The sequence below is a fragment of the Bacillus carboniphilus genome, assembly GCF_020524035.2.
GTDB lineage: Bacteria > Bacillota > Bacilli > Bacillales > JAIVKR01 > Bacillus_CC.
The window spans coordinates 3533427-3557335 of the sequence record NZ_CP129013.1; the positions used below are offsets into that span (position 1 = coordinate 3533427).

The window sequence follows — 23909 nt, forward strand, 5'->3', positions numbered from 1 at the left end:
TCACCTCTAATTCTCAAGTAATTGTTTTTTTATGACACCGTCAATTATATATTTTATTTCAAAGCTAATTGGTCTCAAACCATCGTCATCATAATGAATTTTAACATTAACTGAAACATGTTTTCCTTCTTCTATTGCTTTAGCCCATTTATTTTCTAACTTTTTGTATTTACTTAAATTAACACTGCTTGATTGAGAAACGAGGTTATCATAATCTGGAGATCCACCAAATCTATCTGCAGCTAAATGTCCAGCATGATCACCAGGTTCTTTTCCAGGTGTATTTGACTTATGAGGCAACCTATTATTTCGTTTTGTTAATTTTAAGTCATTAGCATTGAACTCATTAATTCTTCCATTATCATCAGTCCTATATTGATAATCATATTCACCTGCTTGATATTTCACATTTGGTTTTAATTCTCCTATTTTATTAATATGACTACCATCTTTAATAACACCATTTTCGGACTTACTAAAACTTTTCTTACCTCCCTCAGCCTTCATCATAACCTGCTGCTTCACGTCACTCAGCGTCTTCGTATTAAGATTAAGGTTTGTGACTCTTCCTGCACTTGTGGCGAGTTGCTGGGCTTCAACGCCAACCGGAACTCTCAACTGACCAATATTTGATCTTAACTTCGATAAGGCTTGTTGAGACTGGGAGACTTTTTGTCCAACATAGGCCTTGCTGTATGGGAATAATGTTTGACCTGAAGCCTGCCTATTCAATGAATGAGCGGCTGTACCAATGGTTAAGCCTAGTAAGGCACCATGTAAACTATCTTTTCTTTGGGCATCTGTTAAAGGGTTGCCGAACATATCTTGACCCGTTAAGTATTCTCCGAAGCCATTGGCGGTCACTAACCCGTAAATGCCCATTTCGGTTTTATAAAGGACATCAAACGACTTGGCTCCTTTATACGCATCTAAGGCATGTGTGGCGGCACTGACGCCTTTAAACGTTTTTAAAGCACCTAATCCACCTTTACCGAGACGACCTCCCCAACCTGCGATCGGAATAAAACCAGCTAGAGCCAATCCGCCTGCCTTTACTCGTTCTGCCGTTGATAACTCTCGCCCTGTGATGGGATCGACGCCTTCTGTTGCTCTCTTATAATCATAATAGCCCGTCAGTTCCCCTGTAAAGTTCTTAAATCCATCTATCATTTTTAAATACAAAGGTTTATTTTTCTCTGCTTCGACCGCTGCTTGTAGTTGTCTGTATTCCGCTTGTTGATCTTTTAACGTTACGTATTCGTCTGTCGCTTTTTGTACGTCGTCTCTTAATTGATATACATCGCTTTCCTTAAATGCCTTTAGGTTAAAGTGGATGGGGGAGACGTTGCCCCCTTTTGTCGTAGCATCAATGAGTGCGCTATAGAGCTGGACGACGAAGCCTTGGTTTATTTCTGATTGTTGATATTCATTCAACAAGTTTTGATTGAGTTGTTCAACAGCCTCAATGGTCTCTTTTCGCTCTTTGTCGGCGTTTTCCATGGCTTCTTCAAATCGGTCAGTCGAATACACATCAATGTCCACCAAATCGGAAACACTTGATAGGATAGCGCTGATATCATCTTGTTGCTGGTGAACCATCTCTTTTGATTGTTTAATTGATTTGGATAATTCATCTTCAAGAAAAGGAACGTAGACAGTCGTTTCACCGCCTAAACCTGCCTCTTCTGTATCGCCATCAATTCCTTTTAAAAAGGCGATTTGCCTATCAATTAAACCAAGCCAAGCGTTAATCACTTCGCTTTGTGCTTGGTAAAATCCTTTAATGGCGCTGGCTCCTTTTCCTTGAAACGCATCCATTTCTACTAGACCTAACATGGCCTTTTTTACTTCCATAAACTGTTCTTTTAAATTTTCATATTCATGCATCCTTGCCTGTGAAGCAGAAACAAGAGAATCTCGTTCATAGATTAGGTTTTCCATTATTCATTCCCTTTCTTTTTTGAACAAAAATGCTAATTTTTTAGGACGGCTTCGTCTTGATCTTTGATTAATTGAACATTGGCTTTTGTGTCATCGATACTTTTTAAAACTTCTTCTTTATACTGGCGAACAAGTTTGTTTATCGAGTCTTCTCGTTCGTCCCACTGTTCGATAAATGGAAGTTGATTGACTCCAACGGAATAACAAGAAAGAGAACCTTCTAGCCTCTGAACCATCCCCTCGATCTCCTCTAACTGTTTGATGACCGTTCCATAGTCTAATTTAATGTTTGTCATTAAAATAACACCTTTCGAATTTGAGCAAATTTATCTTCAATAGCATCAAAGGCGTCTTCACCTACCTCTAATAAGTCGCCAATTTGATCGGTCAAGGTACTCGCAAAGCCAAGTGCACCCTTTTGGAGGGTTAATTGATTAATTTTTGAATCGATTTTCCAGCCATAATCATCAATTTTGTGATTGACAATTCGTTTCATTTCTTCATAAGCGGCTGTTCTTTCATCGTCAAAGGTCATAGAATGGTCGCCCGTCCATTGAGAGCCAAGCTCAGGACGCTCAATTTGTTTGATTTCATTGAAAGCTAAACTTTGTTCCTCTTGAAGTTTTTTCTTCGCCTTCTCCAATCTTGAAATATCTTCCTCAATACTCTTTGACTGTCCATTAATTTGGTTCGAAAAAGAGTGGAGCAAATCTGAATATCCCATGAGCCTTTCCTCCTTTTAAAGGGTGAATAGTAGGTGATACACATATTTTCCCATATTCATTAGTATAAAATAGCAACCTCTAAATCTACATAGTCAGAAATGACCTATTATTTTTGGGGGAATCAGGATAAAAGAACGAATATGATGAGATTTTTAGTGATTTTATACTGAATGAAAATTAAATGTATTGAACTAAACAATAGCTTTAATGCGATGTTAGACTATTGAAAAGTACTGATACTATTTATCATCCGATTAGTCCATAATGGGAATAGAATCGAAAATGTAATGAACGGAGTGAAAAAATGAAATTAGATCAATTTGAGGAATTTATTGATGATACCATCCTCAAGAGGGGGAGAGATTATTATGAAGGAGATGCTGTTGAAGGTTTAGTAGAAGCAGAACCGAATCAATTTGCAGCAATTGTTTACGGGTCAAATGTCTACGATGTAGATGTGAAACTTGGCTATAATGAAGAAGTTCTTTCCTCCTTTTGCGATTGTCCGTATGACTGGGGAGGACATTGTAAGCATGAAGTGGCGGTATTTTTTGCAATTCGAGAGTATAAAAAAACGGTGAATACAAACCCATCCCCAATTAAAAAAGAGGAAACGAAAAAGAGCCCACCTACAATCGAAGAAGTTGTCAAAGGCTTAAGTCAATCTCAACTTGTTCATTGTGTTTTAACAATGGCCCAAGATCATCCTGAACTTGAACAACAGATTTTATTTATGTATGCAAATAAAGAGGATGAAATAAAAGAGGCTAAAAAGCTCATTAGACAGTCTATTAATCAAGAAAAAGATCGGCACGGGTTTGTCGATTGGTTACGTGTTTCTGATGCCCTTCATGGTGCATATATCACGTCTAGTAAAGCAAGTGAGAAAATCAAAGAAAGAAAGTTTGGAGAAGGGGTTAGCTTGTATTTAACCATACTCCCACCTGTAATAGACATGTTACAGTATTGTGATGATTCAGGTGGAAGTGCTGGAATGATGATTGAGGAATGTCTTCAAAAAATTCATGACGCTTTATTCGAGCACGGCTCAACATTTACACCAGAGGAACGAGAAGCTATTTATGAAAAGGTGACGAAGGAAGCTTTGCATCATCGATATGATGATTGGTCAGAATGGAGGATGCGATTACTCGAAGCACTTGTCCCACTAACGACTAGATACTCGATCCGAACGCATTTTGAAACGTTATTAGAAGAACAAATTGACCAGATAAAAGAAGATTCTTTGTTGGCAAAATATGATCTTGTCAAGATAAAGATGGTTCAATTGAAATTATTGGAGTTACATGCCTCTAAAGAAAAACAAGAAGCGTTTGTATGAAAATATTCACTTTCATGAGTTTCGAGAGCATGCTGTCCAGAACTTGAGGGAAAAGAAAGACTATAATAGGGTACTACATCTTTGTGAACAAGCGTTAGAAGAGGATCAAGATTCGTGGGGGGTTAGCTGATAAGTGGAAAAGGCATCAACTATTTGCCTATGAACAGCTAGGAAATGTTAACGAACAAAAACGTTTGTTAATGGAATTTGTACAAAGAGGGGATTTTAACTATTATGAAAAGCTCAAAGCTTGTTATGCAGAATCAGAATGGCCAGATGTTTTGGAAGGTCTTTTATTCGTCTTAGAAAAGAATCATCAAGAGTATACGTATACAAGCATCTTGATGGAAGAGGAAAGGCATCGAGAGCTTCTTGAATATTGTAGAGGAAATGTGGATAAGGTTGCTCAATTTGCTTCTTTTTTAGTCAATGACTTTAAAGAAGAAGTACAAGAATTATACGAACAGTCTATTTTAAAGGAAGCAGAACGTTCAAAAAACAGAAGTAATTATCGCCAAGTGTGTAGGTCCATCCGGGATTATAAATCTATTTTTGGGAAAAAATCAGTACAAGTACTCGTTGAAAGGTTGAAAAAGAAATACACGCGGCGACCAGCCTTTATTGATGAATTAGGGAAGGTTAGCTAAAAACGCAGTGGTGATTATTCTACTGCGTTTTTCGTTCGTAAATAATAAAGATAAATCACTGGAGCTAAACCACAAATGAGGACGACTCCACCAAGTATAAACCCGTTCATTATACCGTTAGTTATGAATGCATATAGTCCAATGACAGTAGACACAAAGAGTATAAAAAGAATTGAAAGAGTCAAATGCTTTTTTGAATCTACTTTTTTCTTTTCTTGATCCACAGTGATACTCATTGATAAATAGGCAGAAATGATACTTGTTATGATAAATAAAACCCATAGGGGATTATCAGTCATTCCTTCTACACCTTTTGTCATAAAGTCATAGCCTAAAATTCCGATGATGCCAGCTGTTTGAATGCCGAATAACAATCGAATATTTTTCAAATTTTTTAAAACTAATCGTTCATCTTTTATTTTTTGCAAATGTACTCTCACTCCTTGTCGATTCAAAATATTTAATCAACCGCATTGAAATTAGCTAAACATATTTATAACGTGGGGTTGTACTATCCTTTTTCGATTAAGCTAATCTTTTGTCTAGTTTTTTCAGCCAAGTGTTGTTGAGTTAAATCCACATGCATCTGAGCGATTTTGAACATTTTTCCAATATATAAAAACTAGCCTTTTATAATATAGTAACACATAAATTAAATTGTTAAATTTATACATTACATACATAACATTTTTGCGAGAATAAAATAAGTATAAAATATCTATTTAACACATGTTACTATATACCTATATTGATGTGGTATAATCACGAAAGGAAGGGAGAGAATCTTTCTCTTTTTCAAAACTTAAAATGAAAGGATGAATGAAATGGATCAAGAATTAAAATCGATTTTAACATCTCTAGTTGAAGGTCAAAAAGAAACGTTGACAAGACTTACGAGTGTAGAGAGTAAAGTAGAAAGAGTAGAAAAAAGACTTGATGGTTTAGAGAATAAAGTAGAGAAGATGGATCAACGCCTTAGTGGTTTAGAGACAAAAGTAGAGAAGATGGATCAACGCATTAGTGGATTAGAGACAAAAGTAGAGAAAATGGACCAACGCCTTAGTGGTTTAGAGACAAAAGTAGAGAAAATGGACCAACGCCTTAGTGGTTTAGAGACAAAAGTAGAGAAAATGGACCAACGTCTTAGTGGGTTAGAATTTAAAGTCGATCGTTTAGATGCTCGAGTAGGGAACCTCGAGAAAGGGCAAAAGGAAATTAAAGAAGCTGTTCATCGCATGGAAACGAGTCTTGATTTGTTTGCTCAAAAGGTCTGGAATAATGAAAAAGATATTACTTATATTAAAGCCCAATATGAAATGATTATTAAAGAAAAGTGAATAATTATTTATTGTTCGTGATCAAAAAGAAGGAACGGTTTTTGAATTCCTACGACAATACACCTTTTTCCTTCCCTATTCTTAAAAATTCTTCATTAACACCGACTCTCGCTCTTCAACATACCTTCACAATGCAATAATTACGCAATGACCAACTAATAATTTAATGATAAGTAGTAGTCTTGACTAACTTACATATCACCTCCCTCTTATTTTCCATTTCCCCCCAAGTCTCATTATTGTATACAATAGAAGTAATAGAAAAGATACAAGGATGATGACATTGGACGTAACCATGAAAAAAGTAGTTGAGGCTAGTTATTTAACAGCGGACTCAGCAGGACATTATCGGACGATTTTACGGTATTTTTATCATCAGCATGAAAGAATGAGAGATTTTATTGCTCCGGAAGAAATCTTCGAGTATATGCGAAGAATTCCGGCTTTTTCTGATTATCAAGAGGAACAGCTTCATCAGCAGCTCGCCCAGCTTGTTAAATGGAACAACCTTATTGCTCGTCAAGATATGACGAATGCCAAAACGGTTGAAGAATATAAAAAGAAGCGGTTCCGTTACCAACCCACTCCTTATACGATTGAGATTGAGAGAATGCTTGTCGTACTAGAGAAAAAAGTGGGTGATACGTTCCAAGGGTCGCTGGAACGTTCGCAGTTTGAACGTTTGTTACAAGCACTTATTCATCTACAATCGGAACTTGATTCTAATTTAACGAAAAAAACCGGAAGAATACATGCGTATTTGGGAAGATGTTTTTCGTTATTTCCAAACGATTCGGACAAGTACGGCTGATTATATTGCCTATATTAATAGTGAGCAAACGGATCAACGGATGCAGACCGAAGCCTTTTTAGTCTATAAAAATCAGTTCACGACTTACTTACGTGATTTTATCGTTTCTCTTCAAAAGACCTCTTTGCAAATTAGAGAAAGGTTACATGAATTAGGTTCTCTTAAACTGAATGGATTCTTTCAAAAATTAATAGAACATCAATTGTCCATCCCTAGATTGGAAGACGCGTCTATATCAGAAGAAGAGATGCAAAAAGAATACGAAGAGTATTGGGATTCACTTAGAAAGTGGTTTTTAGGAGGCAGTTCGCAAGAAAGTGAGCTTGAGAGGCTGCAATGGCAAACGAATGAAATGATTCGACGCATGACCCGCTATGTTCAGCGCATTGGCGAAAGGCAGCAAAACTTTCGGAGCCGGAAAAATGACTATCTTCATTTAGCCAAATGGTTTTCAGACAGTTCGTCTCTAGATGATGCCCATAAACTGTCTTCGGTAGTTTTTGGTTCCATGACGATTCAGCATCTTCGCATGCAAGAAGGAACGACCGACCATATTCATTCTGATACATGGGATGAAGCGCCAACTATGCTTACCATTAAACCGAGGACGAATCAATATCGGGAAAAGACGAAGCCTGGTTCCATGAAGTCAAATACCGAACAAAAAAAGAAGCAACGAGAGCAATATTTACATGAAAGAAAACAAGAAATGAAGTTAATTGAGCGCTATATGACGGAAGGGGTTATTGAGTTGTCAACGATAACAAAGGTAGAGCCTTTTATCCGAAAAGTGCTTCTTAGTTGGATTGGCAAAGCGATGGCAACCAAAAATGGTGTTGTGAAAACTGATTATGGATTTATTGTTAAAGTGACGGTTGATCGTGATAATATGATTAATTTGAAATCAGACGATGGAACGCTACGAATGCCGAATGCGACGTTTGAATTAGTGAAGCAAGGTGGTGAAGCAAAATGAAAATGCAACAAGTCGTTGAGTTTGATGAAAAAGCGGTTCAAGGTTTGGATTTGTTGTTTCATTATTATTGGATTTTACGGGCGGATCATCCAGAATGGTATCAGCTCATCCGCGAGAGGGAAAAAGTGTTACGCCGCTATATTAGTGAAAAGTTTGGCTTACGACTGATCGTTCACCAGCATTTTATTAAGCTAGAGAAAATTCCGGTTGAACCTGAGCGCTGGATGGGGATTGATCATTTTCAAGAGCCGATGGACTATGCGATTTTTTGCTGTGCTTTAGCGTTTTTAGAAGGAAAGGCGGTTGATGAACAGTTTCTTTTATCTGATTTATGCCAAGAAATTCAAGCGGACTATCCTGGTGAATTTGATTTGGACTGGACGTTGTATACACATCGTAAATCCTTAATTCGTGCGGTCAAAATATTAATGGATTTTCATTTAATTCGAACGATTGATGGGGATATCGGAAAATTTGACTATAATGAAGAACAAGAAGTGTTGTATGAAGCGACCGTATATAGTCGATATTTTATGAGAACGTATCCAGAGGACTTTGTGAACTATACAGATTGGCATGAGCTATTAGAGGATGATTGGAAGCTCAATCAAGAGGACGAAAGGCGAAAGAGAGTGTATCGGAAACTATTTTTTTCACCTGGTCTTCATCGACTCGATCAGCAAGACCCTGATTTTATGTATATTCGCATGTACCGAAATCGTTTGTCAGATGATATTGAAAAGCATAGTGATTATCAGTTACATGTCTTTAAAAATACGGCGTTTTTATCGGTAGCTGAGCCGCGTCAATATCATAAGCTTTATCCGACTACGAAGGCGTCTTCAGATATTATTTTACAGCTTTCAGCTTATTTCCATGAGAATTTGGATAAGCATCCTCCTAAAGAAAACGGTGAAATCGTTTTAACGGAAGGAGAAATGGATCAAGTGGTGGAGACGATTCGAGAGAAATATGAAAAGGGATGGTCGAAATATTTTAAGGAAAAAAGTACAAAGGCGGTTCGATGTGATCTCATTGAGGCGATGAAAGACTGGATGATGGTTGAAATTGACGACAGTTCATTGATTAAGATTAAACCGCTACTCGGTGTACTTTCAGGTGAATACCCTGCAGACTATAAGGAGGAGAAAGAAAAATGACGAATTCTAGGTGGGTGATGAATCGGGCTGGTTTGTTAAACTTTTGGTATTACGACGAGGAAACGTTTTATTTCCGTGATGGGAAATTGCTACTTCGCGGGTCGAATGGTTCAGGTAAATCAGTGACAATGCAAAGTTTTTTACCAGTTTTACTAGATGGAAAAAAATCACCTGACAGGCTCGATCCGTTTGGCTCTAAAGCGCGGAAGATGGAAGATTACTTACTTGGTGAAAAAGAGGTTGTCGATCGGGACGAGCGGACAGGCTATTTGTTTATGGAATATAAGAAGCAAGACTATGAGCAATATATCACAACAGGAATCGGCATGCAGGCGAGACGAAATAAAGGCATTAAAACGTGGTACTTCCTTATTACAGATAATCGAAGAATTGGACAAGAGTTTTATTTAGCGCAAAAGCATAAAGGCGAAAAAGTTCCTTTATCAGCGAAGGAGTTGGAAAATCGCATCGCTCAAGGTGGACATGTTGTTCATACGCAGCGGGAGTATATGGAGCTTGTCAATAAAAATGTGTTTGGTTTTCAGTCTACAGAGGCGTATGAAGATTTAATCAAGCTGTTAATTCAATTAAGAAGCCCGAAGCTTTCAAAAGATTTCAAGCCAACGGTTATTTATGAAATTTTAGATTCGGCTTTACCTCCATTGACAGATGATGAACTCAGGCATTTATCAGATACGATCGAAAACATGGACCAAGCGAGTCAGCAGCTTGAACAGCTTGAAAGAGAATCCACTTCGATTCAAAAGCTTGAGTCTATGTATGATACGTATAACCAATATATTTTAGCTGAACGAGCCGAGCAATGGAAAAGAGCGGAACAAAAAAAGAAGAAAGCTGAAAAAGAGCAAAAGCATTTAGAAAAGCAGCATCAACAAGTAGATAAGGAAATTAGTCAATTACAAGCGGACAGACGAACGTATGAGGATCAAGCGAAGCTAGCAGAGCATGAGAAAAATTCCTTGCAAAAACATGAAGTGTGGTCGCTTGAAGAAAATAAAACGCAAAAAAAGCAAGAGGCAGAATCGATCTTAAAAGAGATCGATCGACTGCAACTAAAATGGGATGAGCATAGCGGGAAATTACGAGAGGCATTTAAAGCAAAGGAAAACACGGAAATCGAGCTTTCACAGCATGAACAAAAGGCGAAAGAAATTTTAGAAGAGCTGGCCCTTGATGCAGAAGCGGGTGCTTTTCATCAACACGACATCAATCTGGGTGACTATAATCGTGCAGAAAAGGAAGAGTTTGATTTTACTGTTTGGCTTGAGGAAGCAAAAGATCACCGCTCCAAACTAGCAGTATTAGAAAAACGTGCGGAAGAGGCGGAACGGTTAGGAGATGAGCATCTTCGTCTGCAACGCGAATCTTCTGAAAAGAAGCAAAAACTTGATGAAAAGCAAAAAGAGTTAGACCATCTGAAAGAGTGGTTTGACGAGCAGCATCAACAACTAGAAAGTAACGTTTTTAAATGGATCGAGGAGCATCCTAAGCTGATGTATTCAACGGAATTAAGGCAAAGCATTTCACGCTCCCTGCAAGGATTATATGAACAAAACCGCTATGATCAAGTGCGTGATCAGCTTTATATGGCCCTTCATCAATATGAAGCAACGTTGAAGTCAGAAATGAAGTTTCTTGAGAAACAAAAGGATGAAAAGCTAAAGGAAATTGATCAAACAGACGAAGAGCTTCATCGCATAAAAACACAAAAAATGATTGAGCCTGACCGCGCGGAAGGAACGAAGCAGCATCGGCAAAAATTACAAGAGGAGAACAAGGCTTTTGTTCCTTTTTATGCTGCTGTTGAGTTTCAAGATCATGTGACAGAAGAGCAGCGGGAGCGAATCGAATCAGCTTTAAAAAAGACAGGTGTTTTAGATAGCGTCATTACGGATCAGTCTTTAACCCCTAAAGAAGATGTGCTCGTTGTCCCTAACCCAAGAGTTTTAGGTTATACATTAGCGGACTACTTAATGCCGGATGTAGAGGATGATTGTGGTATTACGAATGAACTTGTGGATGAAGTGTTGCGAAGTATTTCTTTGGAAAAAGAAGATGGCGGATTTCACCTCGATGTGGACGGTACGTATTCATTAGGGTGTCTGATTGGTCATGCTCCAAACGAAGGAACATCGAAATTTATTGGTCGAACGGCTCGAAAACGTCATCAGCAGGAACAAATTCGATTGTGGACAGAAAAGCTTCATCAGCTTCATGAGCAATTAGATGAGATCATTAACCAAATCGAAGGGCTAACAGAAGAACTTCAAAGGGTTGAAACTTGGAAGGAAGAGCTTCCTACGGATCAAGAGTTACTTGAACTTCATGAACAACTAGTAGCGAAAAAACAAGAGGTTGAAAAGGAGCAAGATTTACTTCAACGAATTGATGAACAATGGAAGCGCGTGTACGAACAACTAAATTTAGTGAAGAAAGAACTGCGCGAAAAGGGAGCCCATTTAAATCTCGATTTAACAAAAGAGGAGATTACGAAGGCGTTAGAGGCGGCTGCCAGTTATGTTGATTTTCTTCATCAGTTTGTCCAAGTGTCGCTTCAAGTTTCACATGCAGCCAGTAAATTAACGCAAATTTCCATTCGTATGGAGGAACTTGAGGAAGAGCTAGACCATGTCAAAGGGGAACAAAATAGTAAACAGTCTCAACATTCAAGGTTGGAGGCTGAAATTCAGTCGATTGAACAGCAGCTTCAGCTAAAGGGAATCGATGAAGTTAGAAATCGCATTCAAGAAGTTCAATATTTGCTAAAGGAAGCGGAGGAAAAGCTGAAAGAAAATTATGAAGCTCTTCCTAAAAAAGAGGTCGAATTAACGACGTGTCTTGATAACCAAAAGGCCAATGAAAGAGACTTGCTTTTTTTGGACAAATATGAGCTTAGAGTGGCAGCAAAGTGTTCAAAAAGAAGTGGACCGAGATTTCTTAACGGTGGATGAAGTGGATGCGTCCTCCATTTTAAAGCAATTTGAAGCGGTACTTTCAAAATATGACCGTTCAAGAGTACAAGAGCAAGTCACAAGGGCGTATCTCAACGAACAATTAAATTTAACAGAGTATCGAATGATCGATTTTATAGAAGAGATGGAAACGCCTGACTGGTTTGGAGAAGATTTTGGGGGAGCAGTACGAACCGTTTAAAAACGAATTTGCAAATACTAAATCAAGGCGAATAATACAGTTAGAATATCGAGGTCAGCGTGTGAGCCCATATTATGTTTCTTCTGCATTGGAGAAAGAGTTAGCCGATCAAAAGGGCTGGCTTGATGAGCAAGATCGTCAGCTTTATGAAGACATCATTGTTAACCATGTGGGCGTTATTCTTCGTAATCGTATTCAACGAGCACAAAAATGGGTGAAGCAGATGGATCAAATTATGGCGGAACGAGATAATTCATCAGGGCTGATTTTCTCGATTTCTTGGAAGCCACATACGGCTGACTCAGAGCAAGAATTAGATACGAAAGATTTAGTGCAGCTTTTGCAGCGAAATAGCAAGTTTTTAAGTGAAGAAGATTTAGATCGAATTACAAAGCACTTCCAATCCAAAATTGAAACGGCGAAAGAACTGATTCAGTTACGAAATGAAGGTTCAACGCTTCACCAAGTATTAAAAGAGGTGCTTGATTATCGGAAGTGGTTTAGCTTTGAACTGTCCTTTAGGAGGGTCAATGAGCCAAAACGAGAGCTCTCTAATAATCGATTCTTTCAATTTAGTGGGGGAGAGAAGGCGATGGCGATGTATATTCCGCTGTTTACGGCTGCTTACTCTCGTTATAAAGAAGCCAATGAAATGGCTCCCCACATTATTTCGCTGGACGAGGCTTTTGCAGGTGTAGATGAAAATAATATTCGCGACATGTTTGAAGTCGTTGAACAGCTTGGCTTTAACTATATTATGAACTCACAAGCGTTATGGGGTGACTACGATACAATTTCTAGTCTATCTATTTCTGAACTCGTTCGTCCGAAAAATGCTGATTATGTAACGGTCATTCGTTATGAATGGGATGGAAAACAAAAATCGCTTGTTTTTGAAGAGGATCAAGAGCAGAAGGAGTTTGCGATAAATGAAGGTTGATCTTTTTAAAAAGGAGCCTGGATTTAAGAAGTTATTTCTTCTTTTTAAAGATAAGTACCGCTCATTAGGAAGAGTGGGTGGTACCGTTAGCTTGGAGTCTTTTGATGAGGTGGAGGTAGAATCGATTGCCGGATTTTTAGGTCAATCTCCTGATGTATTAAGGAAAAAAGGAAAGCTTGCTTTAGCTGATTTTGAAAAAGAACTAATGAATACAGGTTTTGTAGATTGGACACTTGTTTCGTTGTTAGAACAAGTACTAGGAGAAACCATATATACGAAGAAACAGCAATTAGAAATGGAGCAAAGACGGGAAGAAAAATTTTTTAAGGCTCTTTTAGATAAAATCCCTTCAGCTGAAGGTTGGATCGATCAAATGAAGGCAAAAACGCCAGATACAAGGTGGATTTGGACTTTATATAAACAAGATCAGGAAGCATTAATGGAAAAAATGATTGCGGTGTATCAAGCGTTTCTTTCTCTTCCGGAAGAAGGAACGTTTGAACACCTTCCGTTTTTTTCTCAACGAACGACAGGAAATCCTCATTACTTTGATAGACAAGAAGTTGCGGGTAGATTACTTTGTCACTGTTTATACGTTGATCAACTTCTGCAAGGAAACTTAGATAGGGTGATGCCTAAAAGCGGGGAAGAGATTAATGATCTTCTTGCTGAATATGGAATTTTACGCGATGATTTATGGAACTTTGTGACGTGCCAAGGTTTAGTTGCAGCAATAGGAGACCATCCTCATCCTGTTTGGCAAGCTGCTTGTGATACGAGTACGGTGCTGAATGTTCCAATGAAGGAGCTTGTCAAAATAGATCGCGTTTGGCCCACAAGAGGAGACAAGGTATGGATAGTGGAAAACTCGAGTGTAGCCTCTACCATCATGAATGAACTTCCTGATGCACCAATTATTTGTACGCACGGCCAGTTTCGTGCAGCAAGCTGGCGACTACTCCATCTTCTCGTACAATCGAATTGTACGCTCTATTATTCAGGAGATTTAGATCCTGAAGGCGTGTTGATTGCCGAACGGTTAAAGCGAAGATTTCATGACCATGTCGTGCTATGGAGGATGGACCATCAATCTTACCGAAAGAGTCTCTCGAATGAAGATATTTCCGACCGATTGTCGAAGCTAGACTCGCTAACCTCGGATAGGTGGCAAGAGTTGATTTCAGCAATGCAAGAAGCAAAGAAAGCTGGTTATCAAGAAGCGCTTGTATCGGAGTTGATTGAGGATATAAGAAACGCAATGATAGGAAAGTAGGAGGAAAATGCCCATCTTAGATTTAGTCACCTTTATCATTCCTTGGAGTATTATCGCAATAATAGCTTACTATTTTTACAAAAAACAAGAGATGAAACCTAATATTATTTTAGTAATTATTGTTATTTATGTTGGTGTTTTTACGTTTTCGATAAAACTTGATATCTTTGATCATATTGGTTTGCCAATACTCCCCTTAGGAGTTTGGTTTCTTTACCTTGTGCTAAATAGAAAAGAGGGAAGGTGGGAAAGATATCGTAAATTTGCTTGGCTAGGGTTTGCGGGAAGCTATTTAATTTTTGCAACGATGTTAGCAGCTAATCCATTCTATCCTTCATCAGATCCAGAAGTGGATCCTTTAGACTATTTATTTCATGTGAAAGATGCAACGGTTATTCAAACCCATCCATCAGCAGAAAAGTGTATTTTCAATAAAGAAGTTTTTTTAAAGGAAGTTACAAGGTTGACCGAAGGAAACTATGACCCACTCATCTGGCTTAATGAATCCGTTGAGAGAGAAGAATCTAATCAAAAAAATGAACGCTTTCCGTACATTCTCATGCCAAATGCATTAGAAGAGGACGCAAGTGTAATTATTCATATTGAGGAAGACGGAAAAGGACTGTTAGTAACTACAACACAACAAACGCATTATTTTCAAATAGAAAAGTCTATTCTAAAGGAGGGGATAGAGGATGAAAAATAAAAAATGGATCATTTCAATTGGACTGTTATTAATAATTTCTATTATTTTATTTGTATTCATTTATCGTTTTTATTTTGCAAAACCATCTACATTCCCCTCAGATGAACAGTTATTGAAAGTTTTAGAAATGGACAATCATTTTTCAAAGGCAAATGCTAGTAACATTCTTGATGTTATTGATATAGATCAGAGTCACAAGTTTGTTCCTTTTACAACAAAACAAAATGAATATGGAACAAGTTATTGGGAGTATGAAAAAAATCAGTGGCAGATAAAACATATTGAATTTGGTCAGCCTCATGTTTGGACTATAAATATGGAGGACCCATCAACATTTTATATAAGTTGGAATATTCATCCTGATGATCAAGTGAAGGATTTCCAATTGTATTTTATGAGAGATCGAGATTATGATAGTTCAGACGGTATGAGTACCTATTATCCGAAAGTACAGATGGAAAAGACAATAACGTTAGATAAATCGTATGGGATAATGAAATTACCTAATGAGTGGATTTCAATTATGAAGAAATCTAAGAAGGTTGATACTAATTTTTCCATGAGTGGTTTTTTCTCATTTTCAGGATTTACAATCAAAAGTATTTTTCTAGACAAAAATAATCAACAAGTAGAAATACTATCAGGTTCATATAATAATGTCACCTATACGACCGAAGGCTTTGAAAGTTTGCACTGGGTTTATAATATGGCGAATGGATTAGAGCATGAAGGGATAGAGTTACAATAAGTCGTTTAGGATCCGTTTAAATAATAATGGAAAGCTTAAGAGTCATAAAATAAAGGGCTCTTAAGCTTTTTATGTAAAAATGGGTCCCCTTTACGTGGCTATGACCCACACTTAAAAAATGAACCTTCATAAAATACAAACATATGAATCTTTAGACAAGGGGCTTTTTTTGAGTGTATCACTTTATCCAAATAACGTGGCAGTCCACCGTCATTTTAGCTGGTCTTGTTATGATCATTTTTATTGGACATTCCCTATACATGAGGTATTTCCCAATTTGGGGGCTGCATCAGATAAAGAGGGATGGTTGGGAAAAACATAGGTGCACAGTTGTTGATTTGCGAGATTACCATGTTTCGAATCAAAGTCTAGTAGAAGGAGCAATCAACATACCCATTTCTTATTTTCAAAGGCAAAGTGAGTTTATACCGAAAGGCAAAGTGTTTATCGTCGTATCCACCGTTCTTGAAAAAAATCTAGGTGTTCGCCAGTTGCGAAAAAAAGGGATTCACCGTTGAAGGGTACTTAATGATTAGTGAGGAACGCAAAGAATTAGGTTAAAGCAGGGCTATGTCCCTTCCTATTCAATGCCTTTTAGATCATAGAATCGGTATCCCTTTTCGCTTTTTTATATAAATAGACGATCCCAATCATAGTGATAATCACACAAATGATCGCTACTATTGTAATATACTGGGGATCTTCATTTATATGTGGAGGAATCATCATTTCTAAAAGCACATCGATATTTAAAATAAAGACAAGAAAGATGGTGGTCTTTGATTTTACATAAATTGACCAAAGGATAAGAATAAGGATACATATAGCTGCAATCATATAGTTTTGAGTAGTCGTTGCCACAAAATAATTCGTATTTATTTGTTGCTTTATCCATAAAAAGAATCCAACCCATAGTCCCGTCGTAAATAGGAAAAGAGTAAATGAAAGTAATAGTGTCTTTTTTGTAGATGGATATGTTTTGGGTGCCCCTTTGAAAAATGTGACGGTCCAAAGACCTATGGTAAGAAATAGAGGCAATGAACCGAATATTAACATGTTTTGCGAGATTTTGAATTCTCCTTTAAGGGCGGGACCCAAGCTTATAAAAGCGATAATAGCTGAGATAAATGCAGGTATTAAAACTAATAGCCCTTCTTTATCAGTAGAAAGCTCCTGTTCAATACTCTTTATATATTGCTTTCGGCTTTTTCCAATGATATCATCAACGCTTTCTCCTCTTTTTTCAGCTTCTGTTAAATGAACCTCAAGTTCTTCGACGATTTCATTGATATCTTCGTCTTTTTTACCTTTTTGGATTAAGTACATTCTAAGCTCCATTAAAAACTGTTCAGACTTGGTTGATAACATATTATTTTTCCCCTTCATTGATCACATTTTCAACAGACAGTTTTAAATTATTTTGTTTTCCTTTTTCGCTTTTTTATAAAAAAAGACGATTAAAATAATGGCTATCAAATTAATACCGAGTACTGATAATGTTATAAAGATCGGATCTTCATGAATATTCGGAGGAACAACCATGTCTAATATTGGTAAGGCACCTATGTAAAGCGCGACAAAAATGGTCAACCATGATTTAGTTTGCACAGAAAAAAGAGTAAAAATAATGATACATACTCCAGCGATAAGATAGTTTTGCAGACTTGATGCCACAAAATAATCCGTATCTACTCGCTGTTGCATCCAAAGAAAAAATAGACCCCATATGCCCATTGCAATTGTAGAATTTAGCATGCTAATAAGCATCAACTTTTTTCTTGAAGGAAAAACTTTTGGCATTCCTTTGAAAAATATCACTGAAGAAAGACCTAGGACTAAAAAGAGTGGAAGAGAACCAAACAATAGAATGTTTTGAGAAATTTTGAATTCTCCACTAAGCGCTGGGCCGAAAGACATATAGGCTAGAATGACTAAAATGGTGGAAGGGAGTAATAAGGCAAGCCCTTCTTTATCAGTAGAAAGCTCTTTTTCAATACTCTTCATATAGTGCTTTCGGCTTTTTCCAATGATATCATCAACGCTTTCTCCTCTTTTTTCAGCTTCTGTTAAATGAACCTCAAGTTCTTCGACGATTTCATTGATATCTTCGTCTTTTTTACCTTTTTGGATTAAATACATTCTAAGCTCCATTAAAAACTGTTCAGACTTGGTTGATAACATATTATTTTTCCCCTTTATTGATCACATTTTCAACAGACAGTTTTAACTCGTTCCACCGTTCTTTAAATTTTTCCACCTCTTCTTCTCCTAATTCTGTTAATAAATAGTACTTTCGTTTTGGACCAGCGGTGGATTCTCTTAATACACTGGTAATCAGTCCTTCTTTTTGCATACGTAATAACAATGGATAAATGGTTCCTTCTTTAAAGGAATGAAACCCATAGCCTCGTAATTTTTCGGTTAATTCGTAGCCATAGACCTCGCCTTCTTTAATAATCGCTAAAATACATCCATCCAAAATTCCTTTTAACATTTGTGTTGAGTCTGCCACTTGGACCTCCTTTTTCAATAACTTGTTATACAAGTGTTATTAAAATTAAACTAACATAATATGACTTGCATTACAAGGTATAGAAGAATATTTTTGAAATGACTGTAAGTTGAGTGGTATTATATATTTGACTTAATACCGCATGGGGTATATGATGGGAGTGTAAATAATCCATGATAGGTGGGGAGGTATTTATGACCCTCGTTGGTTTAAGTATAAGCCTTGTTATGGGCTATTCCATTATGATTCGGTATGTTCCAATTCGTGGTTTACGCAAAATAGAAGAGCAAGATTTGAAGGGAAATAGATTAACCGTTGTTGACTTGCGAGATTATCAAAATTCTAGTCACGATGCTGTAGATGGTGCAATTAATATTCCTCTTTCTTACCTTGAAAGGCAAAAAATGTTGATACCCAAAGAAAATATTATGGTGATTGTATCAACTAGTATTGAAAAAAATTTAGGTGTTAGACAGTTACGAAAGAAGGGATATAATGTTGTAGGGTACTTGAATAATAAAAAAGATTGACATATATTTTTTTATCTTTTAATATACCTATAGGGGTAGAGGTAAAAGGAAAGGGGCGATTTAAATGAATGTAGATAAAATTCTAGATGCAAAAGGTCTTGCTTGTCCAATGCCACTAGTGAAAACAAAAAAAGCCATAGATGAAATGGCTTCAGGTCAAATAGTTGAAATTCATACAACTGATGCAGGAGCAAAGAATGATCTCACGGCATGGGCGAAATCAGGTGGTCATGAGCTTATTAAAGATGAGCGAGACAACGAAGTCTATATGTTTTGGATTAAGAAAGGATAAAAAATTTTAATCATTTTTATACCCATTAGGGTAAATATATGGAGGAGATTGGATGACAGAGAAGAAAAGAACGACCATCGTTTTGTTTAGTGGTGATTATGATAAAACGATGGCAGCCTATATTATTGCGAATGGAGCAGTAGCTTACGATCATGAGGTGACGATTTTTCACACTTTTTGGGGATTAAACGCCTTGAGAAAGGAGGATAAGGTTCAAGTGAAGAAAGGTGTTATTGAAAAAATGTTTGGAAAGATGATGCCTAGAGGAGCCAATCGCATGGGTCTTTCAAAAATGAATTTCGCAGGTATGGGCCCTAAAATGATCAAAGGTGTCATTAAAAAACATCAAGCGCTCCCTTTACCCAATTTAATTGAAATGGGAAGAGATCAAGGAATTAAACTTGTTGCCTGTACCATGACAATGGATTTATTAGGGCTTCAAAAAGAAGAGTTATCAGAAGACATTGAGTATGCAGGAGTAGCCGCTTATTTAGGAGATGCCGAAGAAGGGAATGTAAATTTATTCATTTAATTGAGGAGGAAGAACAAATGAATTCAATCAAATCAGATCAATTATTAGATGCGAAAGGTCTCGCTTGTCCGATGCCACTGGTAAAAACAAAAAAAGCCATTGATCAATTACAACCAGGCCAAGTACTAGAAATTCAAACGACTGATGTCGGATCAAAGGCTGACTTTCAAGCATGGGCGAAAAGTGCTGGGCATCAATATTTAGGAATAAGGGAGGGTGGGAATGTGCTCACTCATTTTTTAAGAAAAAAGCCAAATGAACAAACGAATGATTCTAGACATCCCCATGTGATTAGGAATGAGGAGTTTGAAAAGAAAGTCGAAATGAATCCAGATATTTTCGTTTTAGATGTAAGAGAACCGGGTGAATATGAAAGGGGTCATATTCCGCAAGCCTTGTCCATTCCGCTAGGTGAGTTAGAAAACAGGTTCAATGAATTAAACAATCAAGATCAACTGTATGTTGTGTGTCAATCAGGGAATAGAAGCAACCATGCTTGTAAAATATTAACGAATAAAGGATTTGAACATGTAGTGAATGTAGTACCTGGCATGAGCGGTTGGAATGGAAAAGTAGTGTTTTCAAAATAATTTTTTTACTCAATTTTATACCTAAGGGGGTAATTTTGTGTCGTTAAATAAGATGACTTCTAAAGAAGTTGTTCAAAAAGTGATCAATAAGGAAGAACTTTTTATTCTTGATGTACGGAATAAAGAGGCTTTTGATGGTTGGAAGATTGAGGGGGCATCATTTCAATATTTGAATAAACCCTATTTTGATCTCATAGATGGGGTTGAATCAATTATAGATGAAATCCCTTCTGGCAAGGAGATTTTAGTGGTTTGTGCAAAGGAAGGCTCTTCGGTGATGGTAGCCGAAATGATGGCTGAACATGGAATGACCGTTTCCTATTTAGAAGGAGGAATGAAAGCTTGGAGTGAGCATTTAGAGCCTATTAAAATTGGAGATTTAGCTGAAAATGGAGAGCTTTATCAATTTGTTCGAATGGGAAAAGGTTGCTTATCCTATATGATCATCTCTAATGGTGAAGCTGCGATTGTGGATGCAACACGCACGATAGATGTTTACCTTGATTTTGCCAAAAAGAAACAGGTTCAAGTGACACATGTATTTGATACGCATTTACATGCGGACCACATTTCCGGAGGGCGAAAGATTGCCCAGGAAACAGGGGCTGTTTACTTGCTACCCCCAAAAGATGCAACCGAGGTAACGTTTAATTATCAACCTTTAGAAGATGGAAATCAAGTGAAGATTGGTCAGACTATGATTAATATTCATGCTCTATACACACCAGGACATACCATTGGCTCCACTTCATTTATCGTTGATGATTCGTTCTTATTGACAGGGGATATTTTATTCATTGACTCTATTGGTCGTCCTGATTTAGCCGGAATGGCCCAAGATTGGGTAGGAGATTTAAGAGAGAGTCTATACAGTCGCTACAAAGAGCTTTCATTTGATTTAATCGTTCTTCCTGCACACTTTATGATTTTGGATGAATTGAATTCAGATGGAAGTGTTTCTGAGAAATTAGGGACTCTTTATGCCCGTAATCATGGGTTAAACATTAAGGATGAAAGGGAATTTAGAACGCTGGTGACAGAAAATTTACCACCACAACCCAATGCCTATCAATACATCCGAAAAACCAATATGGGAAAAATAACGCCTGATGAAGAAAAGCAAAGAGAAATGGAGATCGGACCTAATCGCTGTGCCGTTCGATAAATTAAAAACGAAGGAGAAGGGAGCCATTATAGGGTTCCCTTTCCTATGCTCGAAAAAGGAGTGACTTTGATGGATATTGGATGGATAGTTATCATTTTTATGATTGGTTTTATAGGGTCATATCTTTCTGGAATGCTCGGTATTGGTGGATCAATTATTAAATATCCGATGCTTTTATACATTCCTCCGTTATTTGGTTTTGTTGCATTTAGTGCCCATGAGGTGTCTGGGATTAGTGCCTTACAAGTGTTTTTTGCGACGATTGGTGGTGTTTGGGCTTATCGGAAAGGAGAATATTTAAATAAATCATTGATCGGTTATATGGGTATAAGTATTTTAATGGGCAGTTTTGTTGGAAGTTATGGTTCCAACTTGATGTCTGAAAAAGGGATTAATTTCGTCTATGGTGTTTTAGCGTTACTCGCTGCTATTATGATGTTTATCCCCAAAAAAAGCATTGACAATATTCCACTTGAGGACGTAACGTTTTCAAAAGGATTAGCAACAAGCTTAGCGTTTATTGTGGGAATCGGAGCAGGGATTGTAGGAGCTGCAGGAGCCTTTTTATTAGTACCGATTATGCTGGTCGTGTTGAAAATTCCAACACGGATGACCATTGCCTCTTCTTTAGCGATTACGTTTATTTCTTCTATAGGGGCTACAGTTGGAAAAATAACGACTGGACAAGTGGATTACCTTCCTGCGTTAATCATGGTCGTTGCGAGTTTAATGGCTTCACCACTAGGTGTTATGACTGGAAAGAAAGTAAACACGAAATGGTTACAAGGGATTTTAGCGATGTTGATTTTGTCCACGGCGATTAAAATTTGGCTTGATGTATTAGGGGTGTAAAGGGATAAGTTTAAATATTACACTTTATTTCCTTCTGTGGAATTAAGCTGTCCTTTCTGGACTATTGCTAGTATAGTAGAATCGTAAAGGATGATTACTAAGAAGGAGGAAAAAAACAATGCTCAAAAAAACAATAGGGATTGCCTCTTCGTTGATTTTAACTGCAAGTATTGTGGGAGGCACGTCAGTATTAGCTTTTCAAAACCAAGAAGTAGAACCGAATAACAATTTTATTGATGCGACGCAGATAAAAATTCTTCAAGATACGACTGTGGATACCGTTGGCGGTTCACTTCAGAAAGGAGATCAAGACTATTTTCAATTTGAATTAAAGTCACGAATACTAGATTTTACAATTAGTGAAAATAGTATACACTATGAAGATCGTAGTCTCGGTCTTGATTCTTCTCCGGAAATAAACGTCGAGTTATACGATAAAAGTCACCAACTTGTAAAACCTGATCGTATGGATGATGGAATTATTTTCGATTCTCTTGACAAAGGAACTTATTATATTTCTGTAACTGATGCGCTGAAACAAGAAGAAGAGATCCCTTATTCTATTTACTTTCACTCTAGTTCTTCAGGTGTTTATCGTTTTTCAGGACAAGATCGTTATGAAACCGCTGTAGACACTGCTCAAAATCTAAATTATGGCTACCATGCTTTTCTAGCAAGTGGTGAAAAATTCCCCGATGCTTTAGCAGGAAGCCCTCTTCAGTCACTTACAGATAGTCCAGATCCATTATTGCTTGTTAAAAAAGATTCAATCCCTCAAAGTGTCGAAAATTCTTTTAACCATTTTAACACAGAATCTGTTACGATCTTAGGAGGACCTAGTGCTATATCAGAAGAAGTAGAGACTTACTTAGAGAATGAATTAAATCTTGAGGTTAATCGGATTTTTGGACAAAATCGTTATGAAACCGCTGCCGCGATTGCAGAGGAATTAAGAGAGAATTTCCCTTACGGATTGTATGCTCACGCTCCTAGTGATAAAGCGTTTGTCGTGAGTGGAGAGGACTTTCCAGATGCACTATCTGCTGGATCAGTTTCGTTTGATAGTCCGATTTTGCTTACAAAAAAGAATGAACTTCCTGAAGCAACGCGAGAGCAGTTAAAACACTACAATGAAGTTTACGTCGTAGGTGGTCCTGCTGTTATAAGTGACGAAGTCGTAAATAGTATCCCAAATGCTGTTCGCATATACGGACAAGATCGCTACGAAACATCTCTTGAAGTAGTAAAGGAATTTAGAGATAGGACTGCTACTGAAATTGGTGTAAATATTGCTACTGGAGAAAATTTTGCTGATGCTTTAGTAGGAGGAAGCACAATCTATCCAGTCATCTTAACGAAACCTGATCAAATTCCAGTTGATACTCAAACGTATTTAAAAGACATTAATCGCTTTAATATTCTTGGTGGTCCAAATGCTATCAGTGAAAAAATTGAAGAAGAATTATGGACGATAGTCGAATCTCATATTGAGTAAGCTGTAGAGATTTTATAACAGGCTACAGGCTAATTTAAGACCGACCCTATAAGTGTAGAAAGTACTTATAGGGTCTCTTTATGTGCAGTAGATCAATAGAAGAAAGAGATTGAAATCCTTAGAATATTTCTTCTTAACCTAGTGAAAATGTAAGGTAAGGA

27 protein-coding genes are annotated in these 23909 nt (G+C 37.3%); 20 read left to right on the forward strand and 7 right to left on the reverse strand.

The genetic code is table 11. The features are described 5' to 3' along the window. Nucleotides 1-6: 6 nt before the first annotated feature. The 3 genes from LC087_RS18435 to LC087_RS18445 are packed head-to-tail and all read right to left on the reverse strand — an operon-like array spanning nucleotide 7 to nucleotide 2665. On the reverse strand, nucleotides 7-1941 hold the full coding sequence (locus tag LC087_RS18435) for a T7SS effector LXG polymorphic toxin (protein ID WP_226542346.1): 1935 nt from the start codon (nucleotides 1939-1941) through the stop codon (nucleotides 7-9). Between the two features lie 32 nt (nucleotides 1942-1973). Beyond that, nucleotides 1974-2237, reverse strand: a complete 264-nt coding sequence (locus LC087_RS18440) for a DUF5344 family protein (protein WP_226542349.1) — start codon at nucleotides 2235-2237, stop codon at nucleotides 1974-1976. Then, a complete protein-coding gene (locus tag LC087_RS18445) occupies nucleotides 2237-2665 on the reverse strand; it encodes a YwqH-like family protein (RefSeq protein WP_226542351.1) in 429 nt (142 codons plus the stop codon). The genes LC087_RS18440 and LC087_RS18445 overlap by 1 nt, the downstream gene beginning before the upstream one ends. A 305-nt stretch (nucleotides 2666-2970) precedes the next feature. Here LC087_RS18445 and LC087_RS18450 point away from each other — a divergent pair, with 305 nt between their 5' ends. Beyond that, nucleotides 2971-4008 (forward strand): SWIM zinc finger family protein, encoded by a 1038-nt coding sequence (locus LC087_RS18450; protein WP_306019780.1) that lies wholly within the window; start codon nucleotides 2971-2973, stop codon nucleotides 4006-4008. 200 nt (nucleotides 4009-4208) lie between these two features. Beyond that, nucleotides 4209-4655, forward strand: coding sequence for a hypothetical protein (locus tag LC087_RS18455; protein WP_306019781.1), 447 nt, complete (start codon nucleotides 4209-4211; stop codon nucleotides 4653-4655). Between the two features lie 14 nt (nucleotides 4656-4669). Here LC087_RS18455 and LC087_RS18460 read toward each other — a convergent pair whose 3' ends face one another. Beyond that, the gene (locus LC087_RS18460) at nucleotides 4670-5083 is read right to left on the reverse strand and encodes a hypothetical protein (RefSeq protein WP_226542355.1); all 414 of its coding nucleotides are present in this window, start codon (nucleotides 5081-5083) and stop codon (nucleotides 4670-4672) included. 387 nt (nucleotides 5084-5470) lie between these two features. On the opposite strand from LC087_RS18460, the gene LC087_RS18465 reads away from it, so the two are divergent. The 11 genes from LC087_RS18465 to LC087_RS18505 all read left to right on the forward strand — a co-directional run bounded on the left by LC087_RS18465 (nucleotide 5471) and on the right by LC087_RS18505 (nucleotide 16298). Further along, nucleotides 5471-5992 carry a tropomyosin gene (locus LC087_RS18465; RefSeq protein WP_371932626.1) on the forward strand — a complete coding sequence of 174 codons (522 nt, stop codon included), beginning with the start codon at nucleotides 5471-5473 and terminating at the stop codon, nucleotides 5990-5992. 283 nt (nucleotides 5993-6275) lie between these two features. After that, a complete protein-coding gene (locus tag LC087_RS18470) occupies nucleotides 6276-6803 on the forward strand; it encodes a DUF2397 family protein (RefSeq protein WP_306019782.1) in 528 nt (175 codons plus the stop codon). Continuing rightward, the gene (locus LC087_RS18475; RefSeq protein WP_306019783.1) at nucleotides 6745-7779 is read left to right on the forward strand and encodes a TIGR02677 family protein; all 1035 of its coding nucleotides are present in this window, start codon (nucleotides 6745-6747) and stop codon (nucleotides 7777-7779) included. The genes LC087_RS18470 and LC087_RS18475 overlap by 59 nt, the downstream gene beginning before the upstream one ends. Nucleotides 7780-7781: 2 nt before the next feature. Continuing rightward, nucleotides 7782-8939 carry a TIGR02678 family protein gene (locus LC087_RS18480; protein ID WP_226542393.1) on the forward strand — a complete coding sequence of 386 codons (1158 nt, stop codon included), beginning with the start codon at nucleotides 7782-7784 and terminating at the stop codon, nucleotides 8937-8939. Beyond that, complete coding sequence (locus tag LC087_RS18485) at nucleotides 8936-11911, forward strand: TIGR02680 family protein (RefSeq protein ID WP_371932627.1); 2976 nt, start codon at nucleotides 8936-8938, stop codon at nucleotides 11909-11911. Before LC087_RS18480 ends, LC087_RS18485 begins: the two co-directional genes overlap by 4 nt. Beyond that, nucleotides 11883-12113 carry a hypothetical protein gene (locus LC087_RS19865; RefSeq protein WP_371932628.1) on the forward strand — a complete coding sequence of 77 codons (231 nt, stop codon included), beginning with the start codon at nucleotides 11883-11885 and terminating at the stop codon, nucleotides 12111-12113. Before LC087_RS18485 ends, LC087_RS19865 begins: the two co-directional genes overlap by 29 nt. Nucleotides 12114-12174: 61 nt before the next feature. Continuing rightward, on the forward strand, nucleotides 12175-13053 hold the full coding sequence (locus LC087_RS19870) for an SbcC/MukB-like Walker B domain-containing protein (protein ID WP_371932629.1): 879 nt from the start codon (nucleotides 12175-12177) through the stop codon (nucleotides 13051-13053). Next, on the forward strand, nucleotides 13043-14326 hold the full coding sequence (locus LC087_RS18490; protein WP_226542364.1) for a TIGR02679 family protein: 1284 nt from the start codon (nucleotides 13043-13045) through the stop codon (nucleotides 14324-14326). Before LC087_RS19870 ends, LC087_RS18490 begins: the two co-directional genes overlap by 11 nt. Before the next feature lie 7 nt (nucleotides 14327-14333). Beyond that, nucleotides 14334-15032, forward strand: coding sequence for a hypothetical protein (locus LC087_RS18495; RefSeq protein WP_226542366.1), 699 nt, complete (start codon nucleotides 14334-14336; stop codon nucleotides 15030-15032). Then, complete coding sequence (locus tag LC087_RS18500; RefSeq protein ID WP_226542368.1) at nucleotides 15022-15780, forward strand: hypothetical protein; 759 nt, start codon at nucleotides 15022-15024, stop codon at nucleotides 15778-15780. The genes LC087_RS18495 and LC087_RS18500 overlap by 11 nt, the downstream gene beginning before the upstream one ends. Nucleotides 15781-15953: 173 nt before the next feature. After that, the gene (locus LC087_RS18505) at nucleotides 15954-16298 is read left to right on the forward strand and encodes a rhodanese-like domain-containing protein (RefSeq protein WP_306019784.1); all 345 of its coding nucleotides are present in this window, start codon (nucleotides 15954-15956) and stop codon (nucleotides 16296-16298) included. Nucleotides 16299-16374: 76 nt separating this feature from the next. Here the strand turns inward: LC087_RS18505 and LC087_RS18510 are convergent, their stop codons facing one another. The 3 genes from LC087_RS18510 to LC087_RS18520 are packed head-to-tail and all read right to left on the reverse strand — an operon-like array spanning nucleotide 16375 to nucleotide 18292. Continuing rightward, on the reverse strand, nucleotides 16375-17148 hold the full coding sequence (locus tag LC087_RS18510) for an NADH dehydrogenase subunit (protein ID WP_226542372.1): 774 nt from the start codon (nucleotides 17146-17148) through the stop codon (nucleotides 16375-16377). A 42-nt stretch (nucleotides 17149-17190) separates the two neighbouring features. Then, the gene (locus tag LC087_RS18515; protein ID WP_226542374.1) at nucleotides 17191-17961 is read right to left on the reverse strand and encodes an NADH dehydrogenase subunit; all 771 of its coding nucleotides are present in this window, start codon (nucleotides 17959-17961) and stop codon (nucleotides 17191-17193) included. A 1-nt stretch (nucleotide 17962) separates the two neighbouring features. Beyond that, nucleotides 17963-18292 (reverse strand): PadR family transcriptional regulator, encoded by a 330-nt coding sequence (locus LC087_RS18520; protein WP_226542376.1) that lies wholly within the window; start codon nucleotides 18290-18292, stop codon nucleotides 17963-17965. Nucleotides 18293-18486: 194 nt separating this feature from the next. Here LC087_RS18520 and LC087_RS18525 point away from each other — a divergent pair, with 194 nt between their 5' ends. From LC087_RS18525 to LC087_RS18555, 7 genes are all read left to right on the forward strand, one after another. Next, nucleotides 18487-18822: a rhodanese-like domain-containing protein gene (locus LC087_RS18525; protein WP_226542378.1), complete on the forward strand. Its 336-nt coding sequence runs from the start codon at nucleotides 18487-18489 to the stop codon at nucleotides 18820-18822. A gap of 64 nt (nucleotides 18823-18886) precedes the next feature. Next, nucleotides 18887-19114: a sulfurtransferase TusA family protein gene (locus tag LC087_RS18530; protein WP_226542380.1), complete on the forward strand. Its 228-nt coding sequence runs from the start codon at nucleotides 18887-18889 to the stop codon at nucleotides 19112-19114. A 52-nt stretch (nucleotides 19115-19166) separates the two neighbouring features. Beyond that, nucleotides 19167-19646, forward strand: a complete 480-nt coding sequence (locus tag LC087_RS18535) for a DsrE/DsrF/DrsH-like family protein (RefSeq protein ID WP_226542382.1) — start codon at nucleotides 19167-19169, stop codon at nucleotides 19644-19646. Nucleotides 19647-19663: 17 nt separating this feature from the next. Then, nucleotides 19664-20236, forward strand: a complete 573-nt coding sequence (locus LC087_RS18540; RefSeq protein WP_226542385.1) for a sulfurtransferase TusA family protein — start codon at nucleotides 19664-19666, stop codon at nucleotides 20234-20236. Nucleotides 20237-20288: 52 nt separating this feature from the next. Continuing rightward, nucleotides 20289-21401 carry an MBL fold metallo-hydrolase gene (locus LC087_RS18545; protein ID WP_264189999.1) on the forward strand — a complete coding sequence of 371 codons (1113 nt, stop codon included), beginning with the start codon at nucleotides 20289-20291 and terminating at the stop codon, nucleotides 21399-21401. Nucleotides 21402-21470: 69 nt separating this feature from the next. Continuing rightward, complete coding sequence (locus LC087_RS18550) at nucleotides 21471-22253, forward strand: sulfite exporter TauE/SafE family protein (RefSeq protein ID WP_306019785.1); 783 nt, start codon at nucleotides 21471-21473, stop codon at nucleotides 22251-22253. Nucleotides 22254-22371: 118 nt separating this feature from the next. Continuing rightward, the gene (locus LC087_RS18555) at nucleotides 22372-23748 is read left to right on the forward strand and encodes a cell wall-binding repeat-containing protein (protein ID WP_226542391.1); all 1377 of its coding nucleotides are present in this window, start codon (nucleotides 22372-22374) and stop codon (nucleotides 23746-23748) included. The last annotated feature ends 161 nt before the right edge of the window (nucleotides 23749-23909 follow it).